Genomic DNA, 19,748 nt, shown 5'->3' on the forward strand with positions numbered 1-19,748 from the left:
TGGCTATTGCATTTTAAATGTGTTTATATTCAATTATTTACCCATGTTTTTATTTCTGATGATTTCGCTTTACTTATTGTAATGCGCTCTTTAGATGGCGGATTAACATTGATAATCAGCTTTCCGTTAAAGTAGAATTTGATGCTCTTTATAGCATTTCTATTGATTATAAACTGCCTATTCGCCCTATGAAAGTTATAAGGATCTAGCTCTTTTTCTAAATCTTCCAGTTTTTTATCTATGACAAATGATTGATTTTTAAATGTTGTAGCGGTTACAATACTAAGTTCTATATGGAAATAAGCGATATCTTCTGCTTTGACTGGAATCAATTCATCCCTTTGATGTACTAAAAATGTCGTTTTAAAAACGGGACTGTTTGATTGCATGAATTGAACCAATTGCTGAATGTTGTCATAAGATACTGTACGCGTTTGGGGTCTTGCGCTAAACTTCTTGATGGCAATACTTAATTCCTCTTCATTGATTGGTTTTAATAAATAGTCTAAACTATTAACTTTAAATGCTTTAAGAGCGTATTGATCATAAGCTGTTGTGAAAATTATTGGGATCGTAATGTTCGTTTTTTCAAAAATCTCAAATGACAGGCCATCGGCTAAATGTATATCCATAAACACAAGAACAGCTTCATTCGGTTTATTAAAATACGCTACTGCTGATTTTACAGAATCTAGTACAGTCAATATTTCAATACTTGAATCAATTTTGTGTATGAGATAAGTGAGTTGCTCACTTGCAGCCAATTCATCTTCTATAATAACTACTTTCATGTGTTTATATTTATTGCTTTTTATTGGTCACATGTAGCATCCATTTAATCATTCCCTTAGGTATCAAGATTTTGATTATGGATGTTTCATAATATCTAATTTACTGATAACTTTACCTTAAAAATATTGTTGGTATTGCTTATAGAAATATGTTTCTTTTTGAGCGCATAGTAACGTTTATTTAAATTTGCTAACCCATTACCGGTACCAGAGGATAACGTTTTTCTTGGTCTAATTTTATTTTCTATGACAATAAAGCCATCCTCAGAATATATATTTACTTCAAGGGGGTGCTCTTCAGATATTTCGTTATGCTTAACCGCGTTTTCAACCAGTAGCTGTAAAGCTAAAATAGGAACTTTCTTTTTTAATAAGGATTCATCCAGGTTGTAGTTTATGCTGAACCTACTCCGGTATCTTACTTTTATTAAATATATGTAGCTTTTTAAAAACTCAAGTTCCTCTTCAAGGGTTACCAAGTCCCGTTCACTACTTTGTAGTATATAGCGGTACAAGTAAGACAACTTATTAATAAAACTAGTAGCATCGTTGTTTTCTTTTACCAGTGCACTCAATGAATTTAGAGAGTTAAAAAGAAAGTGAGGATTAACTTGATTTTTAAGAGCCATTAATTCATTTTGTAAACTTTGCTGTTTTAAAGCTTCTTGCTCAATTAATTTTTCTTTAAGGCTTAATTGGTATCTTAAAATTCTAGCAATAAATATGGCTATTATGGCAACTACAAAATATATGAAGTAGGTTAGCCCTTGTTCTTCTGATACCATAGATTCTCCTACTAACCTCGGGTACAAAAAGAGGAATAAATGCAATAAAGCTAAGTATAAAGCTATATTTATAATGACGGTTGTTAACCCTCTTAGAACACTTTGAAATTTTGAATAGAAATATTTAGTATTCGCATTAAACTCTAATAACAACCAGGAAAAAAGAGTAAACCATAAAAATCGAAATAGGATATCTTTTATAGAAGCAGGAGTGAAAGCTGTCGATAAGTCATCTACTATACCAAATATAATCAAGATTCTAGGTAAAGTTAAGAGTATTGATATGATTAATGCAATACACAGTAAGACCTTTTGCTTTATAAATGTGGTTGTCAAAATTGTTATCGTTTTATTAATGAAGATCATAACTAATATAGTTAAAATTAATATAAGTTATTTGTATCGTTTAAGTCGGTTGAATATGAAGTTAAAAACAACTGCCAGAGAAGCATGAAATTTTTTTAATGATCTCTGGCAGTCAAACTAATCAAACAAACTATAATGAAACTAATTAACTAACTCATGTACTATTCTTTTTGAAAAATCTTTAGATACGATTCCAATAGATTTAGGATTGTCTGTTTCAGTTGTGATAACAGAAACTAATTGTTGCTTATCAGGCTTGGTTAAATCGTATATAACTGTTTCTAAAATGTGTTTTTTACCTGTATAGGTTATAGAATTAATAGGTTCTGATTCTATATAAAAACTATTGTAGTAGTAATAGAAACCATTATAATACCATAACCTAGGAATTGATCTTACGGAAGTTCCGCCTGTTGTTTCTGTTTTTGTGTACTCCTGAGTGTCCTTTAATACAGTGACCATGATCATTTGTATACCTCTACTTTTAAGATCTGAGGTAATTTCTTGGATTTCGGTGTCGCTCAACTTTACAGAAGTGTCAATTTTTGGAAATATGGTTGAGCTTTCCATAGCATGGAAGCCATTTTCTTTTAGTTTTTTAACCAGATCATTTTCAAATTGACTCCTAACAATATGATTATCTGTATTGCTTATCACCATGATACATTTATCTTGTAAATTTGGTGTTGTAGATTCATTCCAGGTATTAATAACTTTTACAGTTGAACAACTGGTAAGCATAATTGTTAATATTATTATTCCGAGTATTTTGCTAATTGATTTCATGATTTCTTGTGTTTTAAATGAACATGGGTAAATCATTATTACTTCTATTGATTTGATTTAGTCTTTCTGAATTATAATCTTCTGAACTTTTTATATGTACAAAACGTTTTATAATAAGCCATTTTTTTAGAATTGATTTTAAATTTTTCATGACATTAATATTTTAATTCTTGTACAAATGTATATAGGGACGTGGATGTTGTTTTTAGCTTTTTAGGTGAAGTGACTAAAATCTAAAGTGAAGTGTCCGAAGTTAAAAGTGAGTTTGTTGATTAATCATAATAGCTTATAAAAAGAGAGCTAGTATGATGTGAAATCATCAAGGAGTAAGTTTTTAAATAATTTGAATATCATTGAATTATTTAGAAAAAAAACATAAGAATATAGAGATATTAATAATTTTTATGAAAAAATGATACTTTTTTACAGGTAGTATTAAATAAAATTTTAGATTTGCCTTATGAAAAATTTAAAAAATAAAATACGTTGTTCTGTTCCCGGTTTGCCCGTGCGCATTCGCCGCCGCTGCATCTAGTCTTCCAGTTAGCAAAACCAAAACGTCATTTTAATTTTTTTTCATAGTGTCCAAAATATTTCTCATAGCATTTCAAAACCCAGTTAACTTTTTAGTTAACAAAGATATTATGCGCCGTAATTTTCCACGTCGCCCGTAAGGGTGTGCTTCTATTTTTGAACTTAGGTGAGTCCAGTTCAGTAATCAAAAAAAGGTTAAAATTCAAATAAAAAAATAGATCCAAATAAATGGAGATTGTAATTGCCAATAAATCACATACCAAATACGCAGAAATTATTTGCGAAACCATTGCAGAATCAGCAAAGGTTAGAGGTACAGGTATTGCCAAACGTACACCTGAATATATTTCAGGAAAAATGAAAAATAGTAATGCTGTTATCGCTATAGATGGCGACGTATTTGCAGGGTTTTGTTATATAGAACTGTGGGGTCATGGAAAGTTTGTAGCTAATTCAGGTTTAATTGTACATCCTGATTATAGAGGGAAAGGGCTTGCTAAAAAAATAAAACATAAAGTATTTGAACATTCAAGAACTAAGTTTCCAGATGCTAAAGTATTTAGTATTACAACGGGTTTAGCTGTTATGAAATTGAATAGTGATTTAGGATATAAACCAGTGACGTTTTCAGAGTTAACAGACGACCAGACATTTTGGGACGGTTGTTCAACCTGTCAGAATTATGACGTTTTAACGCGTACCAACCGTAAAATGTGTTTGTGTACAGGTATGTTATATGATGCCAAGACAAAAGAAAAAAAAGGATCAAAAAAAATAAAAGAAAAGGTTTTTAAAAGATTGAAACATATTAAAGAAACCATGTTTTTAAAAAAGGATAAAAAATAGATTTCCATCTTCATGGAAACGAAAACAATAATTAAATGAAAAAATTAGTAATAGCCTATAGTGGTGGATTAGACACATCGTATTGTGCGGTTAGTTTATCAAAAGAGTATGATGTTCATGCAGTAAGCGTCAATACAGGAGGGTTTACAAAAAGTGAAATTGAACATATAGAAAGTAATGCTTATAAAATGGGTGTTTCTACTTATAAAAATATTGATGCCGTTGCTACGTTTTATCAAAAAGTAGTGAAGTATTTAATTTTTGGTAATGTTTTAAAGAATAACACCTATCCATTATCAGTAAGTGCCGAAAGAATCATTCAAGCTATCGAAATTGTGGAATATGCAAAAAGTATTGATGCCGAATATATCGCACATGGAAGTACTGGGGCAGGAAACGACCAAGTAAGATTCGATATGATTTTTCAAACGCTGGCTCCAGAAATTAAAATCATTACACCTATTAGAGATGAAAAATTAACCAGACAAGAAGAAATAGATTATTTAAAATCTAATGGAATAGATATGTCTTGGGAAAAAGCACAATATTCAATCAATAAAGGACTTTGGGGGACTAGTGTTGGAGGATCTGAGACTTTAACTTCTGAAAAACCTTTGCCAAGTGAAGCCTACCCATCACAATTGGAGAAAGAAGGTGAAGAGAAAGTGACGCTGACATTTAAAAATGGGGAGTTTGTGGCATTGAATGGTAAAGAAAATGAACCAGAAGTTAATATTGAATTGTTAAACAATATAGCATCGAATTACGCTATAGGTAGAGATATTCATGTTGGGGATACGATTGTTGGCATAAAAGGGCGTGTTGGTTTTGAAGCTGCTGCAGCTTTAATTACTGTAAAAGCACATCATTTATTAGAAAAGCACACACTTACCAAATGGCAACTACAGCATAAAGAATACTTATCAAGTTTTTACGGAATGCATTTACATGAAGGCCAGTATTTAGATCCTGTAATGAGAAACATTGAAGCCTTTTTACAAAGTAGCCAGGAGCAAGTAAGTGGTGATGTGATAGTAACATTAAAACCATATCATTTCTCTTTGGATGGTATTGTATCAAAGCATGATTTAATGAATGCGAAGTTTGGAAGCTATGGCGAGATTAATAAAGGGTGGACTGCAGATGAAGCTAAAGGATTCATTAAAATTATTGGAAATCAAAATAAAATATATCAACAAGTAAACTCGTAGATAATAAGCAGGGTTAATCTAGAATAGGAAATAAAACTAAAAATGGAAAATATAAAAGTAGGAATTATTGGAGGGGCAGGTTATACGGCTGGTGAGCTAATTAGATTGTTGATTAATCACCCAAAAACGACTATTAATTTTGTATTCAGTACATCTAATGCTGGTAATAAAATTAGTCATATCCATCAGGATTTGGTCGGTTCGTTAGATTTGAAATTTACGGATACTGTTAATCCGGATGTCGATGTGTTATTTTTATGTTTAGGTCATGGGAACTCGGTAAAGTTTTTAGAAAACAATACGTTTTCAGATAAAACAAAGATTATAGATTTAGGAAACGATTTTAGATTAGAAAAGGATAAAGTTTTTGATGGTAAAAACTTTGTGTATGGTTTACCAGAATTGGAAAAAGAAACTATTAAATCTGCTAATTATATTGCAAACCCAGGATGCTTTGCGACAGCCATTCAATTAGGATTGTTGCCATTGGCTGAAAAGAATTTATTGAATAACGATGTGCATATTAACGCAGTAACTGGAGCCACAGGAGCCGGAACTTCACTATCGGCAACGACACATTATACGTGGAGAGATAATAATTTTTCATATTATAAACCATTTACCCATCAGCATTTAGGAGAAATCAATCAATCAGTAAAGCAATTGCAAAATGATTTTTCTTCAGAGATTTTGTTTATGCCAAATAGAGGGAATTTTTCAAGAGGGATTTTTGCAACTATTTATACAGATTTTGAAGGTACGGTTGAAGAGGCTATCTCTATGTATAAACACTTTTATAAAAATGCCAAATTCACTTTTATTTCGGATGCAAACATCCATTTAAAACAAGTGGTTAATACGAATAAATGTATTATACATTTACATAAACATAATAATAAACTGTTGATTACAAGTGTGATTGATAACTTGTTAAAAGGGGCTTCGGGTCAAGCCATTCAAAACATGAATTTAATGTTTGGATTAGAAGAAACTGAAGGATTGCAGTTGAAGGGGACTTATTTCTAAGTACCGTTTTTTTTATTTCCGCGAAGGCGGAAATCTCAAGCAAAAATAATAAATAGATTTCCGCCTTCGCGGAAATGAAAAAAAGAATAAACTATGAAAATAGCAATAATAGGAACAGGGAATTTAGGAAGCTCTATAGTCAAAGGACTTATAAAAAATAAGTCATTTACATCGTTGTATCTAAGTGATAAAAACACATCGGCGGTAAAAGCTTTTGAAGATGAACCTTATGTTACCATTACAAGTGACAACTCAAAAGCAGTTGAAGAATCAGATATCGTTCTTTTTGCCTTACAGCCCAGACATATTGAAGGCGTATTGAAAGATGTAGCACCAATTATAAAAGCTGATCATATTGTGCTTTCAGTAGCAGCCGGTTTCGAGATTTCCAGGATAGAGAGTATTATTGGAAACGATAAAAATATCATTCGCGTCATGCCGAATACAGCAATTTCAATAGGGAAATCCATGACCTGCCTTTCAGCGAATGATAAAGGTCAGGAAAAAATTGAATTGGCAAAAGACATATTTAATCAGTTAGGGACTACCATGGTCATTCCAGAAGAACAAATACAAGCAGCAACAGTCATCTGTGCCAGCGGGATTGCATTTTGGATGCGTTTGGTACGTGCGACAACGCAAGGCGCTATTCAATTGGGCTTTGAAGCACATGAAGCACATGATTTGGCGGTTCAAACTTGTTTTGGTTCTGCAAGCTTGTTAATTGAATCAGGTAGGCATCCAGAGCAAGAAATTGATCGTGTAACAACGCCTAGTGGATGTACTATTGAAGGACTGAATGCTATGGAACATCAAGGTTTGAGTTCTGCTTTAATACAAGGCATCGTATCATCGTTCGAAAAAATTAATCAAATTAAAAAGAATTAAAATGCCATTATTTGACGTTTATCCATTATATAATGTCACCCCGATTTCCGGGAAAGACATACTTGTTTATGATAACGAAGGAACCGAATATTTAGACCTTTATGGAGGTCATGCTGTGATTTCTATCGGACATGCACACCCAAATTATGTTGAAGCAATCACCAACCAAGTGAATACATTAGGGTTTTATTCTAATGCGATTCAGAACCCATTACAAAAGCAATTAGCAGATAAAATTGAAGCACTGTCAGAGTGTAAAGATTACGAGTTGTTTTTATGTAACTCGGGAGCAGAAGCCAATGAAAATGCTTTAAAATTAGCCTCTTTTAAAACAGGTAAGAAACGTGTTGTGGCCTTTAATAATGGGTTTCATGGGCGTACATCAGCAGCCGTAGCAGCAACTGATAACCAAAATATTATCGCACCAATAAATGCGCAGCAAGCAGTAACCATTTTGCCTTTAAATGATATTGAAGGTGTTAAAAGAGAATTAGAAAAAGGGGATGTTTGTGCTGTTATAGTGGAGTTTATTCAGGGCGTTGGTGGTTTGGATCAAGGAACAGCAGCGTTTTTTGAACAAGTAGATACACTTTGTAAAGCTAATAACACCATGTTTATTGCTGATGAGATTCAATGTGGTTATGGACGTTCGGGGAAATTTTTCGCGTTTCAGTATTATAAAGTCACACCAGATATTATTTCTATGGCAAAAGGTATGGGGAATGGCTTTCCAATAGGCGGGATTTTAATTCACCCAAATATCGAAGCTAAATATGGCATGTTGGGAACGACCTTTGGTGGTAATCATTTAGCATGTGCAGCAGGTTTAGCAGTTTTAAATACGATTGAAGAAGAAAACCTCATTGAAAACACGAATGCTATTTCTGAGTATTTTATTGAAAAAGCAAAAACGATTCCGCAAATAAAAAATATAAAAGGAAGAGGTTTGATGATCGGTTTAGAATTCGATTTTGAAGTTGGAGACCTAAGAAAGAAACTTATTTATGACGAACATATTTTTACAGGTGGCGCATCCAATAAAAAGTTGTTAAGAATTTTGCCTCCGTTAACTGTTAAAAAAGAACACGTAGATCAATTTTTTGATGCTTTGATAAAAGTATTAGTTAAAATGGAAACATCGGTATAAAAAAGAATGAAGTTAATATGCCATTTCGACTGAAAGGAGAAATCACATAAGAAGCTAACATAAGAAGAGAAACTGCCACTGAACACTGTAAAACAGAACACTAGAAAACATGAATACCTTATTATCTATAGAGAAAAGAAATGCTGTGCTACTTAAAATGGCGATACTTTTAGAACAAGAAAGAAACGCTATTATTGCTATCAATAAAGCAGATTTAGAAGCTTATAATGGCGATGATATTTCGATGTATGATAGACTAAAAGTGGATGATACTAAAGTAGATGAAATGATTGCATCTGTAACGCATTTAGCATCTCAAGAAGACCCTGTGGGCATAGAACGCTTCAGTTTTAAGCATGATAATGGGATGCAGGTCTATAATAAAACAGCGTCGTTTGGAACGGTGTTGATTATTTATGAATCCAGACCTGATGTTACGGTTGAAGCAGCAGGGATTGCTTTTAAATCGGGTAATAGGATATTACTTAAAGGGGGAAAAGAATCACTAAAATCAAACTTAAAGATTGTTGAGTTGTGGCATCAAGCTTTAAAAGATTATGATGCGTCAACTGATTGGGTAGCCTACTTGCAATTCAATAGAACAGAAACACAAGCCTTTTTAGAAAAGCCAACACAGAAAGTCGATTTAATTGTGCCTCGGGGTGGTGAGAGATTAATTGCTTTTGTGAAGGAACATGCAACATGTCCTGTCATCATTAGTGGTCGTGGTAATAACTTTGTGTATGTACACCCAGAAGCAGATCAACAAATAGCCTTAAACCTCATTGTGAATGGAAAGACAGCTAAAATATCAGCATGTAACGCCATAGATAAAGTTATTATAGATAAAGATTTACCTAATAAAAGAGATTTTATAGAAAACCTCATTTCTAAATTAAAAGCATTTAATGTTGAGGTTTTAGGAGATGAAAACCTTTGTGAATTCGATGAGGTAAAAGCAATACCATCAGATCAGACATGGTTTGAAGAGTTTTTAGATTATAAGATAGCCATTGGAGAGGTTGCTTCAAATGAAGATGCTATTGCCATGATAAATAAATACTCTGGTGGACATTCATCAGTCATTGTAACCACCAATGAAGCAGAAGCGAAATTGTTTATGGAGAATGTAGATACTGCAGCGGTATATCATAATGCATCCTCACGTTTTACGGATGGCGGACAACTTGGGTTAGGAGGTGAGTTGGCCATTAGCACAGATAAATTACACCAAAGAGGGCCCATAGGTTTGCAACATTTGGTAACTAATAAATGGTACGTTCATGGAAATGGACAAACAAGATAACCATGAAGAAAAAAAGAATATTACTTAAAGTTGGCTCTAATACACTTACCAAAGAAACCAATAACATTTCTAGAGGTAAGATTGAAGATATCGCAAATCAAATGGCACAATTACAGGATACTTGTGAGTTTATTATTGTGAGTTCTGGGGCTATTGCAGTGGCAAAGCAGTTTGTGAAGTTAGAAAGTAAGCAAAAGGATGTTTTTGTAAAACAAGCTTTAGCGTCTATTGGTCAGCCACATCTTATAAGAATTTATCAAGAGATCTTCAGAGAATATGGGTTGCTAACATCCCAATGTTTATTGTCCTATTCAGACTTTGAAAAACAAGAAAGTAAAACCAATATTGTAAATACCATCAATGTACTGGTTAACAATAATTATATTCCAATTATTAATGAAAATGATACCGTGGCTACCGATGAAATTAAATTTGGAGATAATGATAAATTAGGAGCACTTACAGCGTCACTTTTAAATGCTGATTTATTTATAATAGCCACCAATACGAATGGCATTTATACTAAAGAATCTATTGAGAATGGTATCCCCAAAACTATTGAATTAGTTGAAGATTTTAACGAATTAAAAAACCAAGTAGTAAATTTTAAATCAACTCATGGTACAGGTGGGATGCAATCTAAAATAGACGCCATTACAGTAGCAAAACAATCGAACGTAGAAACATGGATTGTGAACGGATTGGAAGATAATTTCATCTTAAATGCTATGGATAATAAAGTATCGCTTACTAAAATAAAATAAGAAGAAGAGACCTATCAGGTTTTTAAAACCTGATAGGTCTACAAAATAACAATAAAACAATGAAAAACTACACCTCCATACACGATATAGATAACTTGCAATCATGGATTGAGGAAGCTAAAGCCTTAAAACAAGATCCTTTAATGCATATGAGCCTGGGAAAAGATAAAACCATTGGGTTATTATTCTTTAACTCTAGTTTACGTACCCGTTTAAGTACACAAAAAGCAGCGTTAAATTTAGGGATGAACCCCATCGTTATGAATGTGTCTGGAGATGCCTGGGGTATAGAATTTGGAGATGGTACTGTTATGGACGGTCATACCGCAGAACATATAAAAGAAGCGGCAGCTGTCGTGTCGCAGTATTGTGATATTATTGCAGTAAGAGCATTTCCTACATTGACGGATAAGGCAAAAGATGAAAGCGAGCAGGTTTTAAAATCGTTTGTTAAATATGCGTCTGTTCCTATTGTAAATATGGAGAGTGCCACCGGACACCCATTACAAGGATTAACGGATGCACTAACGATTTCAGAACATGCAAAAGTTGCAAAACCAAAAGTCGTGTTAAGTTGGGCACCACACGTAAAAACCTTACCACATGCCGTGGCAAATAGTTTTGTCCAAGCCATGCAAAAAATGGATGTCGAGTTTGTAATTACGCACCCTGAAGGCTACGATTTAAATCCTGAAATTACGGGAGATACGCCAATAATTTACAGTCAGGAAGAAGCTTTTGCGAATGCTGATTTTGTATATACTAAAAACTGGAGCTCTTATTCAAATTATGGAAAAATTTTAAGTAAAGACCCTAATTGGATGATTACCAAAGAAAAGTTAGGTGATGCTAAATTTATGCACTGCTTGCCGGTAAGACGAAATGTAGTCGTAGAAGATGCTGTTTTAGATAGTGAGAGCTCGTTGGTTATTCAGCAAGCTAATAATAGAACCTACGCAGCACAATTGGTATTGAAAAAAATATTAGAAAGTAATAAATAAAAAATGAACGTCATTACAAAAGAGGAACGATTTAAGCAATCTTTTCACACTTAAACTAATACAAAATATTCAGACCTGTCAGGTTTTTAAAACCTGACAGGTCTATAGATATACGCATGGAAAAACTATCGATAGTAAAAATAGGAGGAAACATTATTGAGGACGCTTCAGCATTACAGGCGTTTTTAAAACTGTTTTCAAATCTGGAAGGAAAGAAAATTTTGGTACATGGCGGTGGCAAACGCGCTACATCCATGGCATCTAAATTAGGAATTGAATCTAAAATGATAAACGGCAGACGCATTACCGATGCCGAAACTTTAGAAGTGATCACCATGGTTTATGGTGGACTGGTTAACAAGAATATTGTTGCCAAATTGCAAGCGTTAAATACCAACGCGATTGGTTTAACAGGTGCCGATATTAATAGTATTGCATCAGATAAAAGACCTGTGAAAGATGTCGATTTTGGTTTTGTTGGTGATGTTAAACAAGTAGCTCACGAATCTATAGATAAATTAATCCAAGCTAATTTTACGCCTGTTTTTTGTGCCATTACACATGATGGCAATGGGCAATTATTAAACACGAATGCAGATACTATTGCATCCCAGGTAGCAGTAGGGATGAGCCATTTATATGAAACATCTATTTACTATTGTTTTGAATTGAATGGTGTTTTAGAAGATATAAATGATAAGAATTCGGTAGTAAAACATATCGACTCAAAGACTTATAAAACGTTATTAGAAAAAGGCATCATAGCCGACGGTATGCTGCCAAAGCTAGAAAATTGTTTCGATGCATTAAATAATGGAGTCAACACAATTAATATGGGAAATACATCCATGTTAACCCAGGAAAATGATAATTTTACAACCATAACCTTATAACATGACGCAACAGAAATTAACAAACGATGCCATATTACTTTTAAAAAAGTTGATAGAGACCCAGTCATTTTCTTCAGAAGAAGACCAAACGGCATTACATATAGAAGATTGGTTTAAACGTTATGAAGTTGATTATAAAAGAACACAAAATAACGTTTGGGCTATTAATAAGTATTTTGATGAAAGTAAGCCAACGCTTTTGCTAAACTCCCATCACGATACCGTAAAACCCAATAGCGCCTATACCAAAGATCCATTTAAGGCCATTGTTGAAGATGGTAAGTTATATGGTTTGGGAAGTAATGATGCGGGTGGATGCCTAGTATCATTAATAGCTACATTTACTCATTTTTATACTCAGAAGGATTTAAAATATAATCTCGTAATTGTTGCTTCCGCAGAAGAAGAAAGCAGTGGGCCAAACGGATTAAATAGTATGTTGGCAGTTATTCCAAAAGTAGATGTAGCCATCGTAGGTGAACCTACCCTTATGAATTTAGCAGTAGCCGAAAAAGGCTTAGTTGTTTTCGATGCTGTAGTTTCAGGAACACCAAGTCATGCAGCACACCCTAACGATGATAATGTACTATATAATGCCATTGAGGTATTACAATGGTTTAAAGATTTTAAGTTTGAAAAAGGCTCTGAAGCATTAGGAGATGTAAAATTAACAGTCACACAAATTAATGCCGGAAAGCAGCATAATGCCGTTCCGGCGCACCTAGATTTAGTTATTGATGTGCGTGTAAATGATGCTTATAGCAATTCAGAAATTGCAGACATATTACAAGAACAGTCGCCATGTACAAGCATGACACCTCGTAGTTTGCGTTTAAACTCGTCAAGTATTCCTGTAGATCACGATTTAGTTAAAGCAGGCATTGCCATTGGCAGAACGACCTATGGCTCGCCAACTTTATCAGATCAGGCAGTATTATCATGTCCGTCTTTAAAATTAGGGCCAGGAGATAGCACACGTTCGCATTCGGCAGATGAATTTATTTATGTGAATGAAATAGAAGAAGGGATACAGATTTATATTGAATTGTTGAATCGTGTCATTGTTTAACGTCATAACGAGGAACGGAGTGACGTGGTTATCTCATGATTGGAACTGAAAATAAACGAATAGAATAAGATTAAAGGAAGTATTATAAAAAAGAATCAAAAATATAGAACCAAGAAACAAGACATAAATGTAGTTTGTTAAGCGTCTTTGTTCTAAAAGCGAAGCGGTCTATCATCTTGGTTCTAAATTTAAAGAATTAAGATTTTGTTGAATTGTTGAATCGTGTGATCGTTTAAGATAAATAAGAAACGTATTGTCACCCTGAGCACAGTCGAAGGGTCTCAAGCGTCGTAGAAAGTATTAAGATATTAGTTAAGTATAAAAAGATTCCCGTCTTCACGGGAATGACAAAAAAGTATAGAAGATGAAACTCTGGGACAAAGGCATATCAATTGATAAAAAAATAGAACAATTTACTGTTGGAAATGATAGGGAAATAGATATTCATATTGCGAAGTATGATGTAATAGCATCCAAAGCACATGCTAAAATGCTTCAAAAAATTGGTATTATAACCGTTGAAGAATTGGTTGAATTGTTAGGTGGGTTAAAAATTTTGGAAAATCAGATTGAAAATGGCACGTTTGTTATTGAGCCTCAGTTTGAAGATGTACATTCCAAAATAGAATTCGAACTCACTAAATCTTTGGGGGAAGTTGGTAAAAAAATCCATACAGCACGTTCTAGAAACGATCAGGTTTTAGTGGCTCTACAATTGTATTATAAAGAGAATTTAGGTCTTGTAAAAGAAAAAACAAAAACCTTCTTTGATACACTTCTTGAATTAGCTGAAACTTATAAAGATAAAGTGTTACCTGGGTATACGCATTTACAAGTAGCAATGCCATCATCTTTCGGATTATGGTTTTCTGCCTATGCTGAGTTAATGATAGACGATGTATATTTACTAAATGCTGCCATTCAAACGGTAGATCAGAATCCGCTGGGATCTGCGGCGGGTTATGGAAGTTCGTTCCCTATAGATAGAGAATTAACCACAAAAGAAATGGCGTTTTCTACTTTAAAATATAATGTAGTAGCCGCACAAATGAGCCGAGGAAAAAGTGAGCGAACGATAGCTTCAAGTTTAGGGAGTTTATGTAATACGATGTCTCGTTTTGCTATGGATGTCTGTTTGTATATGAGTCAGAATTTTGGATTTATTTCCTTCCCAGATGAATTAACTACGGGGAGTAGCATTATGCCACATAAAAAGAACCCGGATGTATTTGAATTGATTCGAGGGAAGTGCAATAAAATACAAGCTTTACAGAGTGAAATGATTTTAATAACCAATAATTTACCAAGTGGTTACCATAGAGATTTTCAGTTATTAAAAGAAAACATTATTGCTGCTTTTGAAGAAGTAAAAGATATTCTGGATATTTTTAATTATTCCATTCAGCAAATTATAGTTAAGGATGTTGATATCCATAGTGATTTATACAAATACTTATTTACAGTAGATAATATAAATACACTTGTTGTGGAAGGACAAAGCTTTAGAGAAGCTTATCAGAAAATTGGAGGACAGGTTCAAGATGGTACGTATGTTCCTGATACCTCTAAGCACCATACACATGTAGGAAGTATTCATAATTTGAGTTTAGATAAAATACGTGAAAAATTTCCTGAATAATTGATTTTCAATACTGTAGAGTTATACAGCGATTTTTTTAATTTCAATTTCAGGGTTTTCTCAGATAGTAATGGCGTTGATAGATTTCATCAGCGTTAATAGTTACATTTAAGATATTTTAATTATGAAAAAATATTTATTAACCTTTTATATGTCGTTAGCAATGTTTAATAGTTTTTCACAAATTGAAATTGTCAATTTATGGGACAAAGAAATCCCAAACAGTCAAGAAACTACTGAAGTTGAAAAGATTGAAAAGACCGATATAACGAGAATATCTCTAGTAAAAATACCAACTTTAGAGATCTATTTGCCATCGAAAAAAAGCGCTACAGGCAAAGCTGTAATTATATGTCCGGGAGGTGGCTATGGTGTTTTATCTTATGATTGGGAGGGAACTGATGTTGCAAAATGGTTTAATAGTAAAGGTATTGCGGCATTTGTTTTAAAGAGTAGACTACCGCTTTCTAAGTCTATAATTGTTTCGCATGAAGCACCATTACAGGATGCTCAAAGAGCCATACGATGGGTTAGGCATAATGCAGAGACATATCAAGTAAACCCTGATCAAATAGGTGTTATAGGTTTTTCTGCTGGAGGGCATTTGGCAGCAACTTTGGGGGTTCGATATGATAAGTCCAATAACTTTAAAGAACAAGCTTTAGATACTATTTCTGCAAGACCCGATTTTACAGTTTTAGTTTATCCTGTGGTTACTATGATGGATGATTATACGCATAAAGGGTCTCAAAATAGTTTATTGGGAAAAAATGCAAGTGATGCCTTAAAAAAGGAATATTCTATGGAATTACATGTTACCGAAAACACGCCGCCTACTTTTATGGTGCATTCCGGAAATGATAAAGCAGTTCCTGTTGAGAATAGTTTACAATTATATAAAGCCCTTAATGATAAAGGTGTCAAGGTTGAAATGCATATTTATCCTCATGGTGGACATGGTTATGGGTTAGCTATTGACAAAAGACATTTACAAACTTGGACAGATAGATTGTATGATTGGTTAGAGAGTTTGTAGTATAAAAATGGCTTGATTTCGCCAGAAAAAATAATAATTCAGCTTAACTTTTAAAGTAAAATATTAAACTGCGAATAAAAACCAGCCTCTTTTGAGGTAGCAGCCAATAGTAAATTAAAAAGCACATTGTAAAAATGCACTTTTCGTAAATCTCAATAATATATCTCTAAATATCATACACCTGTAGGGAGTATCCATAATTTATCTTTAAACAAAATACATTATAAATTTCCTAAATAAATTATAATTGGAGTAAATATTGAGTAATTTAGAACCTAAATTCAGTAAACGAAAAAATAGGTTTAAAATGAAAAAAGTGTTGGCATTCCTTAGCTTTTGTGTAATGTTTTCTTCTGCGAGCTTTGCACAAACAGGAAAAGTATTTGATGAATTATCGCATCCAAGTAAAATTTTAAAAGGAGATAGAAACTTTGCTATTTATTTACCACCGGATTATGAAGTGTCTCAAAGAAGCTATCCTGTTTTATATTTATTACATGGTGCTACCGATAACCAAACAGGTTGGATACAGTTTGGAGAAGTACTACATATTACAGACAAGGCTATAAAAGAAGGGAAAGCAACATCCATGATAATTGTAATGCCAGATGCAGATACAAAAAGAATGGGTTATTTTAATGACATAAGAGGCGATTGGAGTTATGAAGATTATTTTTTTGAAGAGCTTATGCCTTATGTAGAAACCACCTATCGTATAAAAAGTGAAAAGCAATATAGAGCAGTAGCAGGGCTGTCTATGGGAGGAGGAGGTTCTTTTATGTATGCCTTACACCACCCAGAATTATTCTCATCGGCATGTCCATTAAGTGCTTATGTCGGTCCTAAATCTGTTGAAGAAGTGAAAAATATGGCAAAGCAGTATTATAATCTGGAAATCAATGATGAAGATGCCGAAAAATATCTATCAAGATACAGTGCATTACCGCTTATAGAGTCCATGACCAAAGAACAAATTGAATCTGTAAAATGGTATATCGATTGTGGGGATGATGATTTTCTTTATGAAGGAAATAGTCTGGTACATATTGCGCTTCGTAAAAAAGAAGTAAAGCATGAGTTTAGAATTAGAGATGGCGGACATTCATGGACGTATTGGAGAGAATCACTCCCTGAGGTTTTGGAATTTGTATCGAATGTATTTCACCGAAAATAGGTGAGATATATTTATATGTTAACAAACATTAAAAAAGCACATCAGTTAGATGTGCTTTTTCGTAAATCCCAATAATTTTAATTTGGTGACTAACTCAAATAATCAAATGATTGTGGACTGTCCTAGATGTATGTTTGTAAAATTTAAATTAGTTTCTTCTGGATTGTTTATAAAATCTTCTATAAAATCACCAACTTTAGTGGTGGTTATATGACCGTATTTTGTGTTTAAATCAGGTGTAGTTATATGAAGCTGTAACGATTTGTCGACACCTTCTCTAATTAAATCGGCTTCTTCATGTAATTCAAAATGATCCAATAACATAGCTGCCGATAAAATGGATGCAATTGGGTTTGCAATACCCTTATTGGCTGCTTTTGTATAAGCACCGTGTATGGGTTCGAACATAGCATGTTTGTCGCCAATGGATGCCGAAGCTAATAAACCTATAGAACCTACAATAACACTGGCTTCTTCAGACAGAATATCCCCAAACATATTTTCTGTTAAAATAACATCAAACTGTCTCGGGTTAATGATAAGTTCCATAGCAGCGTTATCTACATATAGATAATTTAATTTTACATCGGAATACTGCGGAGCTAATTCTTGAACTACTTTACGCCATAGACGAGAACTTGCCAAAACATTAGCTTTATCTACCAATGTTAATTTACGTTTTCTAGATTGAGCAGCCTTAAATGCTAAATGAGCAATACGTTCTATTTCAAAACGTGTATATTTACAAACATCGGATGCTGTATTACCATCTTCGCTTATCTTTTTTTCACCAAAATAAATACCACTTGTAAGTTCACGGTAAATAAGAATATCGGTATCCTTAATTTGTTTTTTCTTTAATGAAGATTTGTTTAGTAAATCTTCATAAGCTATAACCGGTCTTATATTAGTAAATAAATCCAGTACTTTACGAAGTCCTAAAAGACCTTGTTCTGGCCGGATTTCAGCATTAGGGTCTATATCGTATTTTGTATCACCAATAGCTCCAAACAAAACAGCATCTGCGTTTTCGCAAATGCTTATGGTTTCTTCTGGTAAAGGATCTCCTGTTTTGTCTATTGCTGAAGCACCTACTAACCCGGTTTCGAAAGTAAATATATGGTTAAACTCCATAGCGATAGCTTTCAAAACTTTGACAGCTTGAACTATGACTTCTGGACCTATACCATCGCCTGGTAAAACGGCAATATTTAGTTTCATTTTATTTAACTTTTTTTTCATTCCGCAAAGGCGGAAATCTATTAAGCAGAAGCAATTTCCTTATATACTTTGCTTTTTTCTATAATTTGATGGATATCATTATCATCAATTTCTTTCTTTTTGTCGGCAAAATTTAAGAAATTCACATAAATTTCATCCAACTGAAGTTTGGTCAATTCGTATCCAATATTTTTTGCTCTATATGCTAAAGCAGCTCTTCCACTTCTTGCTGTTAATACAATAGCAGATTCTGTTACACCAACATCTTTAGGGTCTATAATTTCGTAAGTTTCACGGTTTTTAATAACACCATCTTGATGAATTCCAGAGCTATGCGCAAATGCATTTGCTCCTACAATAGCTTTGTTCGGTTGTGTGTAAATACCCATATTATCTGAAACCAATTGACTAATACCGTAAAGCATTTCGGTTTGTATTCCAGTATCCAGATTTAAATAAGGGTGTTGTTTTAAAATCATGACCACTTCCTCTAAAGCAGTATTTCCGGCACGTTCTCCAATACCATTAATGGTACATTCAATTTGTCTTGCACCGTTAATAACACCTTCAATAGAATTGGCAGTTGCCAAACCTAGATCGTTATGACAATGACAAGATAAAATAGCTTTGTCAATACCTTTTACGTTCTCTTTTAAGTATTTAATTTTAGCACCATATTCATGTGGTAAACAGTAACCAGTAGTGTCTGGAATGTTTAAAACTGTAGCGCCTGCTTTAATAACAGCTTCACAAACGCGTGCTAAATATTCGTTATCGGTTCTACCAGCATCTTCAGCATAAAATTCTACATCTTCAACAAAAGATTTTGAATAGCTAACTGCCTTAACAGCGCGTTCTATGATGTCTTCTTGTGTGGATTTAAATTTGAATTTTATATGTGAGTCAGAGGTTCCAATACCTGTATGGATTCTTGGTGTTTTAGCATATTTTAATGCTTCAGCAGCTACTTTTATATCATTTTCAACAGATCGTGTTAAACCACAAACAGTTGCATGTTTTACAATTTTAGAAATAGCCTCAACCGATTTAAAATCACCAGGGCTTGATACAGGAAAACCAGCTTCAATAATATCAACCCCTAAAGTATCCAGCTGTTCTGCAATGATTAATTTTTGCTCAGTATTTAATTTACAGCCCGGGACTTGCTCGCCATCTCGAAGCGTAGTATCAAAAATTTGGACGTTATTATTCGACATTTATTAAAATATATTTTCTTATTGTACTACGAATTTATACTTTGGTTT

19 protein-coding genes are annotated in these 19,748 nt (G+C 33.5%); 13 read left to right on the plus strand and 6 right to left on the minus strand.

What is annotated here, in order from left to right; all coding sequences use genetic code 11:
- Positions 1-29 precede the first annotated feature (29 nt).
- The 4 genes from Q4Q47_RS11630 to Q4Q47_RS11645 form a co-directional block, all read right to left on the minus strand.
- Positions 30-791 (minus strand): LytR/AlgR family response regulator transcription factor, encoded by a 762-nt coding sequence (locus tag Q4Q47_RS11630; RefSeq protein WP_303306826.1) that lies wholly within the window; start codon positions 789-791, stop codon positions 30-32.
- A gap of 95 nt (positions 792-886) precedes the next feature.
- The gene (locus Q4Q47_RS11635; protein WP_303306827.1) at positions 887-1,942 is read right to left on the minus strand and encodes a sensor histidine kinase; all 1,056 of its coding nucleotides are present in this window, start codon (positions 1,940-1,942) and stop codon (positions 887-889) included.
- Positions 1,943-2,083: 141 nt separating this feature from the next.
- Positions 2,084-2,728, minus strand: a complete 645-nt coding sequence (locus Q4Q47_RS11640; RefSeq protein ID WP_303306828.1) for a hypothetical protein — start codon at positions 2,726-2,728, stop codon at positions 2,084-2,086.
- A gap of 13 nt (positions 2,729-2,741) precedes the next feature.
- Positions 2,742-2,879: a hypothetical protein gene (locus Q4Q47_RS11645; RefSeq protein WP_303306829.1), complete on the minus strand. Its 138-nt coding sequence runs from the start codon at positions 2,877-2,879 to the stop codon at positions 2,742-2,744.
- 611 nt (positions 2,880-3,490) lie between these two features.
- Here Q4Q47_RS11645 and Q4Q47_RS11650 point away from each other — a divergent pair.
- From Q4Q47_RS11650 to Q4Q47_RS11710, 13 genes are all read left to right on the plus strand, one after another.
- On the plus strand, positions 3,491-4,108 hold the full coding sequence (locus tag Q4Q47_RS11650) for a GNAT family N-acetyltransferase (protein ID WP_303306830.1): 618 nt from the start codon (positions 3,491-3,493) through the stop codon (positions 4,106-4,108).
- Positions 4,109-4,143: 35 nt separating this feature from the next.
- On the plus strand, positions 4,144-5,319 hold the full coding sequence (locus tag Q4Q47_RS11655) for an argininosuccinate synthase (protein ID WP_303306831.1): 1,176 nt from the start codon (positions 4,144-4,146) through the stop codon (positions 5,317-5,319).
- A 42-nt stretch (positions 5,320-5,361) separates the two neighbouring features.
- Positions 5,362-6,345 (plus strand): N-acetyl-gamma-glutamyl-phosphate reductase, encoded by a 984-nt coding sequence (gene argC, locus Q4Q47_RS11660; protein WP_303306832.1) that lies wholly within the window; start codon positions 5,362-5,364, stop codon positions 6,343-6,345.
- A gap of 93 nt (positions 6,346-6,438) precedes the next feature.
- On the plus strand, positions 6,439-7,233 hold the full coding sequence (gene proC / locus Q4Q47_RS11665) for a pyrroline-5-carboxylate reductase (RefSeq protein WP_303306833.1): 795 nt from the start codon (positions 6,439-6,441) through the stop codon (positions 7,231-7,233).
- A gap of 1 nt (position 7,234) precedes the next feature.
- Positions 7,235-8,380, plus strand: a complete 1,146-nt coding sequence (locus Q4Q47_RS11670; RefSeq protein ID WP_303306834.1) for an aspartate aminotransferase family protein — start codon at positions 7,235-7,237, stop codon at positions 8,378-8,380.
- A gap of 109 nt (positions 8,381-8,489) precedes the next feature.
- Positions 8,490-9,686, plus strand: a complete 1,197-nt coding sequence (locus Q4Q47_RS11675; RefSeq protein WP_303306835.1) for a glutamate-5-semialdehyde dehydrogenase — start codon at positions 8,490-8,492, stop codon at positions 9,684-9,686.
- Between the two features lie 2 nt (positions 9,687-9,688).
- Complete coding sequence (gene proB, locus Q4Q47_RS11680) at positions 9,689-10,450, plus strand: glutamate 5-kinase (protein WP_303306836.1); 762 nt, start codon at positions 9,689-9,691, stop codon at positions 10,448-10,450.
- 59 nt (positions 10,451-10,509) lie between these two features.
- Positions 10,510-11,451 carry an N-acetylornithine carbamoyltransferase gene (locus tag Q4Q47_RS11685; RefSeq protein WP_303306837.1) on the plus strand — a complete coding sequence of 314 codons (942 nt, stop codon included), beginning with the start codon at positions 10,510-10,512 and terminating at the stop codon, positions 11,449-11,451.
- 116 nt (positions 11,452-11,567) lie between these two features.
- Positions 11,568-12,344, plus strand: coding sequence for an acetylglutamate kinase (gene argB / locus Q4Q47_RS11690; RefSeq protein ID WP_303306838.1), 777 nt, complete (start codon positions 11,568-11,570; stop codon positions 12,342-12,344).
- 1 nt (position 12,345) lies between these two features.
- Complete coding sequence (locus Q4Q47_RS11695) at positions 12,346-13,413, plus strand: M20 family metallo-hydrolase (protein WP_303306839.1); 1,068 nt, start codon at positions 12,346-12,348, stop codon at positions 13,411-13,413.
- A 364-nt stretch (positions 13,414-13,777) separates the two neighbouring features.
- Positions 13,778-15,052: an argininosuccinate lyase gene (argH, locus tag Q4Q47_RS11700; RefSeq protein WP_303306840.1), complete on the plus strand. Its 1,275-nt coding sequence runs from the start codon at positions 13,778-13,780 to the stop codon at positions 15,050-15,052.
- A gap of 124 nt (positions 15,053-15,176) precedes the next feature.
- Entirely contained in the window at positions 15,177-16,088 is a 912-nt protein-coding gene (locus tag Q4Q47_RS11705) for an alpha/beta hydrolase (protein WP_303306841.1), read from the plus strand.
- Between the two features lie 307 nt (positions 16,089-16,395).
- The gene (locus Q4Q47_RS11710) at positions 16,396-17,262 is read left to right on the plus strand and encodes an alpha/beta hydrolase (protein WP_303306842.1); all 867 of its coding nucleotides are present in this window, start codon (positions 16,396-16,398) and stop codon (positions 17,260-17,262) included.
- A 102-nt stretch (positions 17,263-17,364) separates the two neighbouring features.
- Here the strand turns inward: Q4Q47_RS11710 and leuB are convergent, their stop codons facing one another.
- Both leuB and Q4Q47_RS11720 read right to left on the minus strand, forming a co-directional pair.
- Positions 17,365-18,483 carry a 3-isopropylmalate dehydrogenase gene (gene leuB, locus Q4Q47_RS11715; protein WP_303306843.1) on the minus strand — a complete coding sequence of 373 codons (1,119 nt, stop codon included), beginning with the start codon at positions 18,481-18,483 and terminating at the stop codon, positions 17,365-17,367.
- A 41-nt stretch (positions 18,484-18,524) separates the two neighbouring features.
- Positions 18,525-19,700, minus strand: coding sequence for a 2-isopropylmalate synthase (locus tag Q4Q47_RS11720; RefSeq protein ID WP_303306844.1), 1,176 nt, complete (start codon positions 19,698-19,700; stop codon positions 18,525-18,527).
- Between the last annotated feature and the right edge of the window lie 48 nt (positions 19,701-19,748).

Origin of the sequence: Flavivirga spongiicola (assembly GCF_030540825.1) — a bacterium.
Classification (GTDB): domain Bacteria; phylum Bacteroidota; class Bacteroidia; order Flavobacteriales; family Flavobacteriaceae; genus Flavivirga; species Flavivirga spongiicola.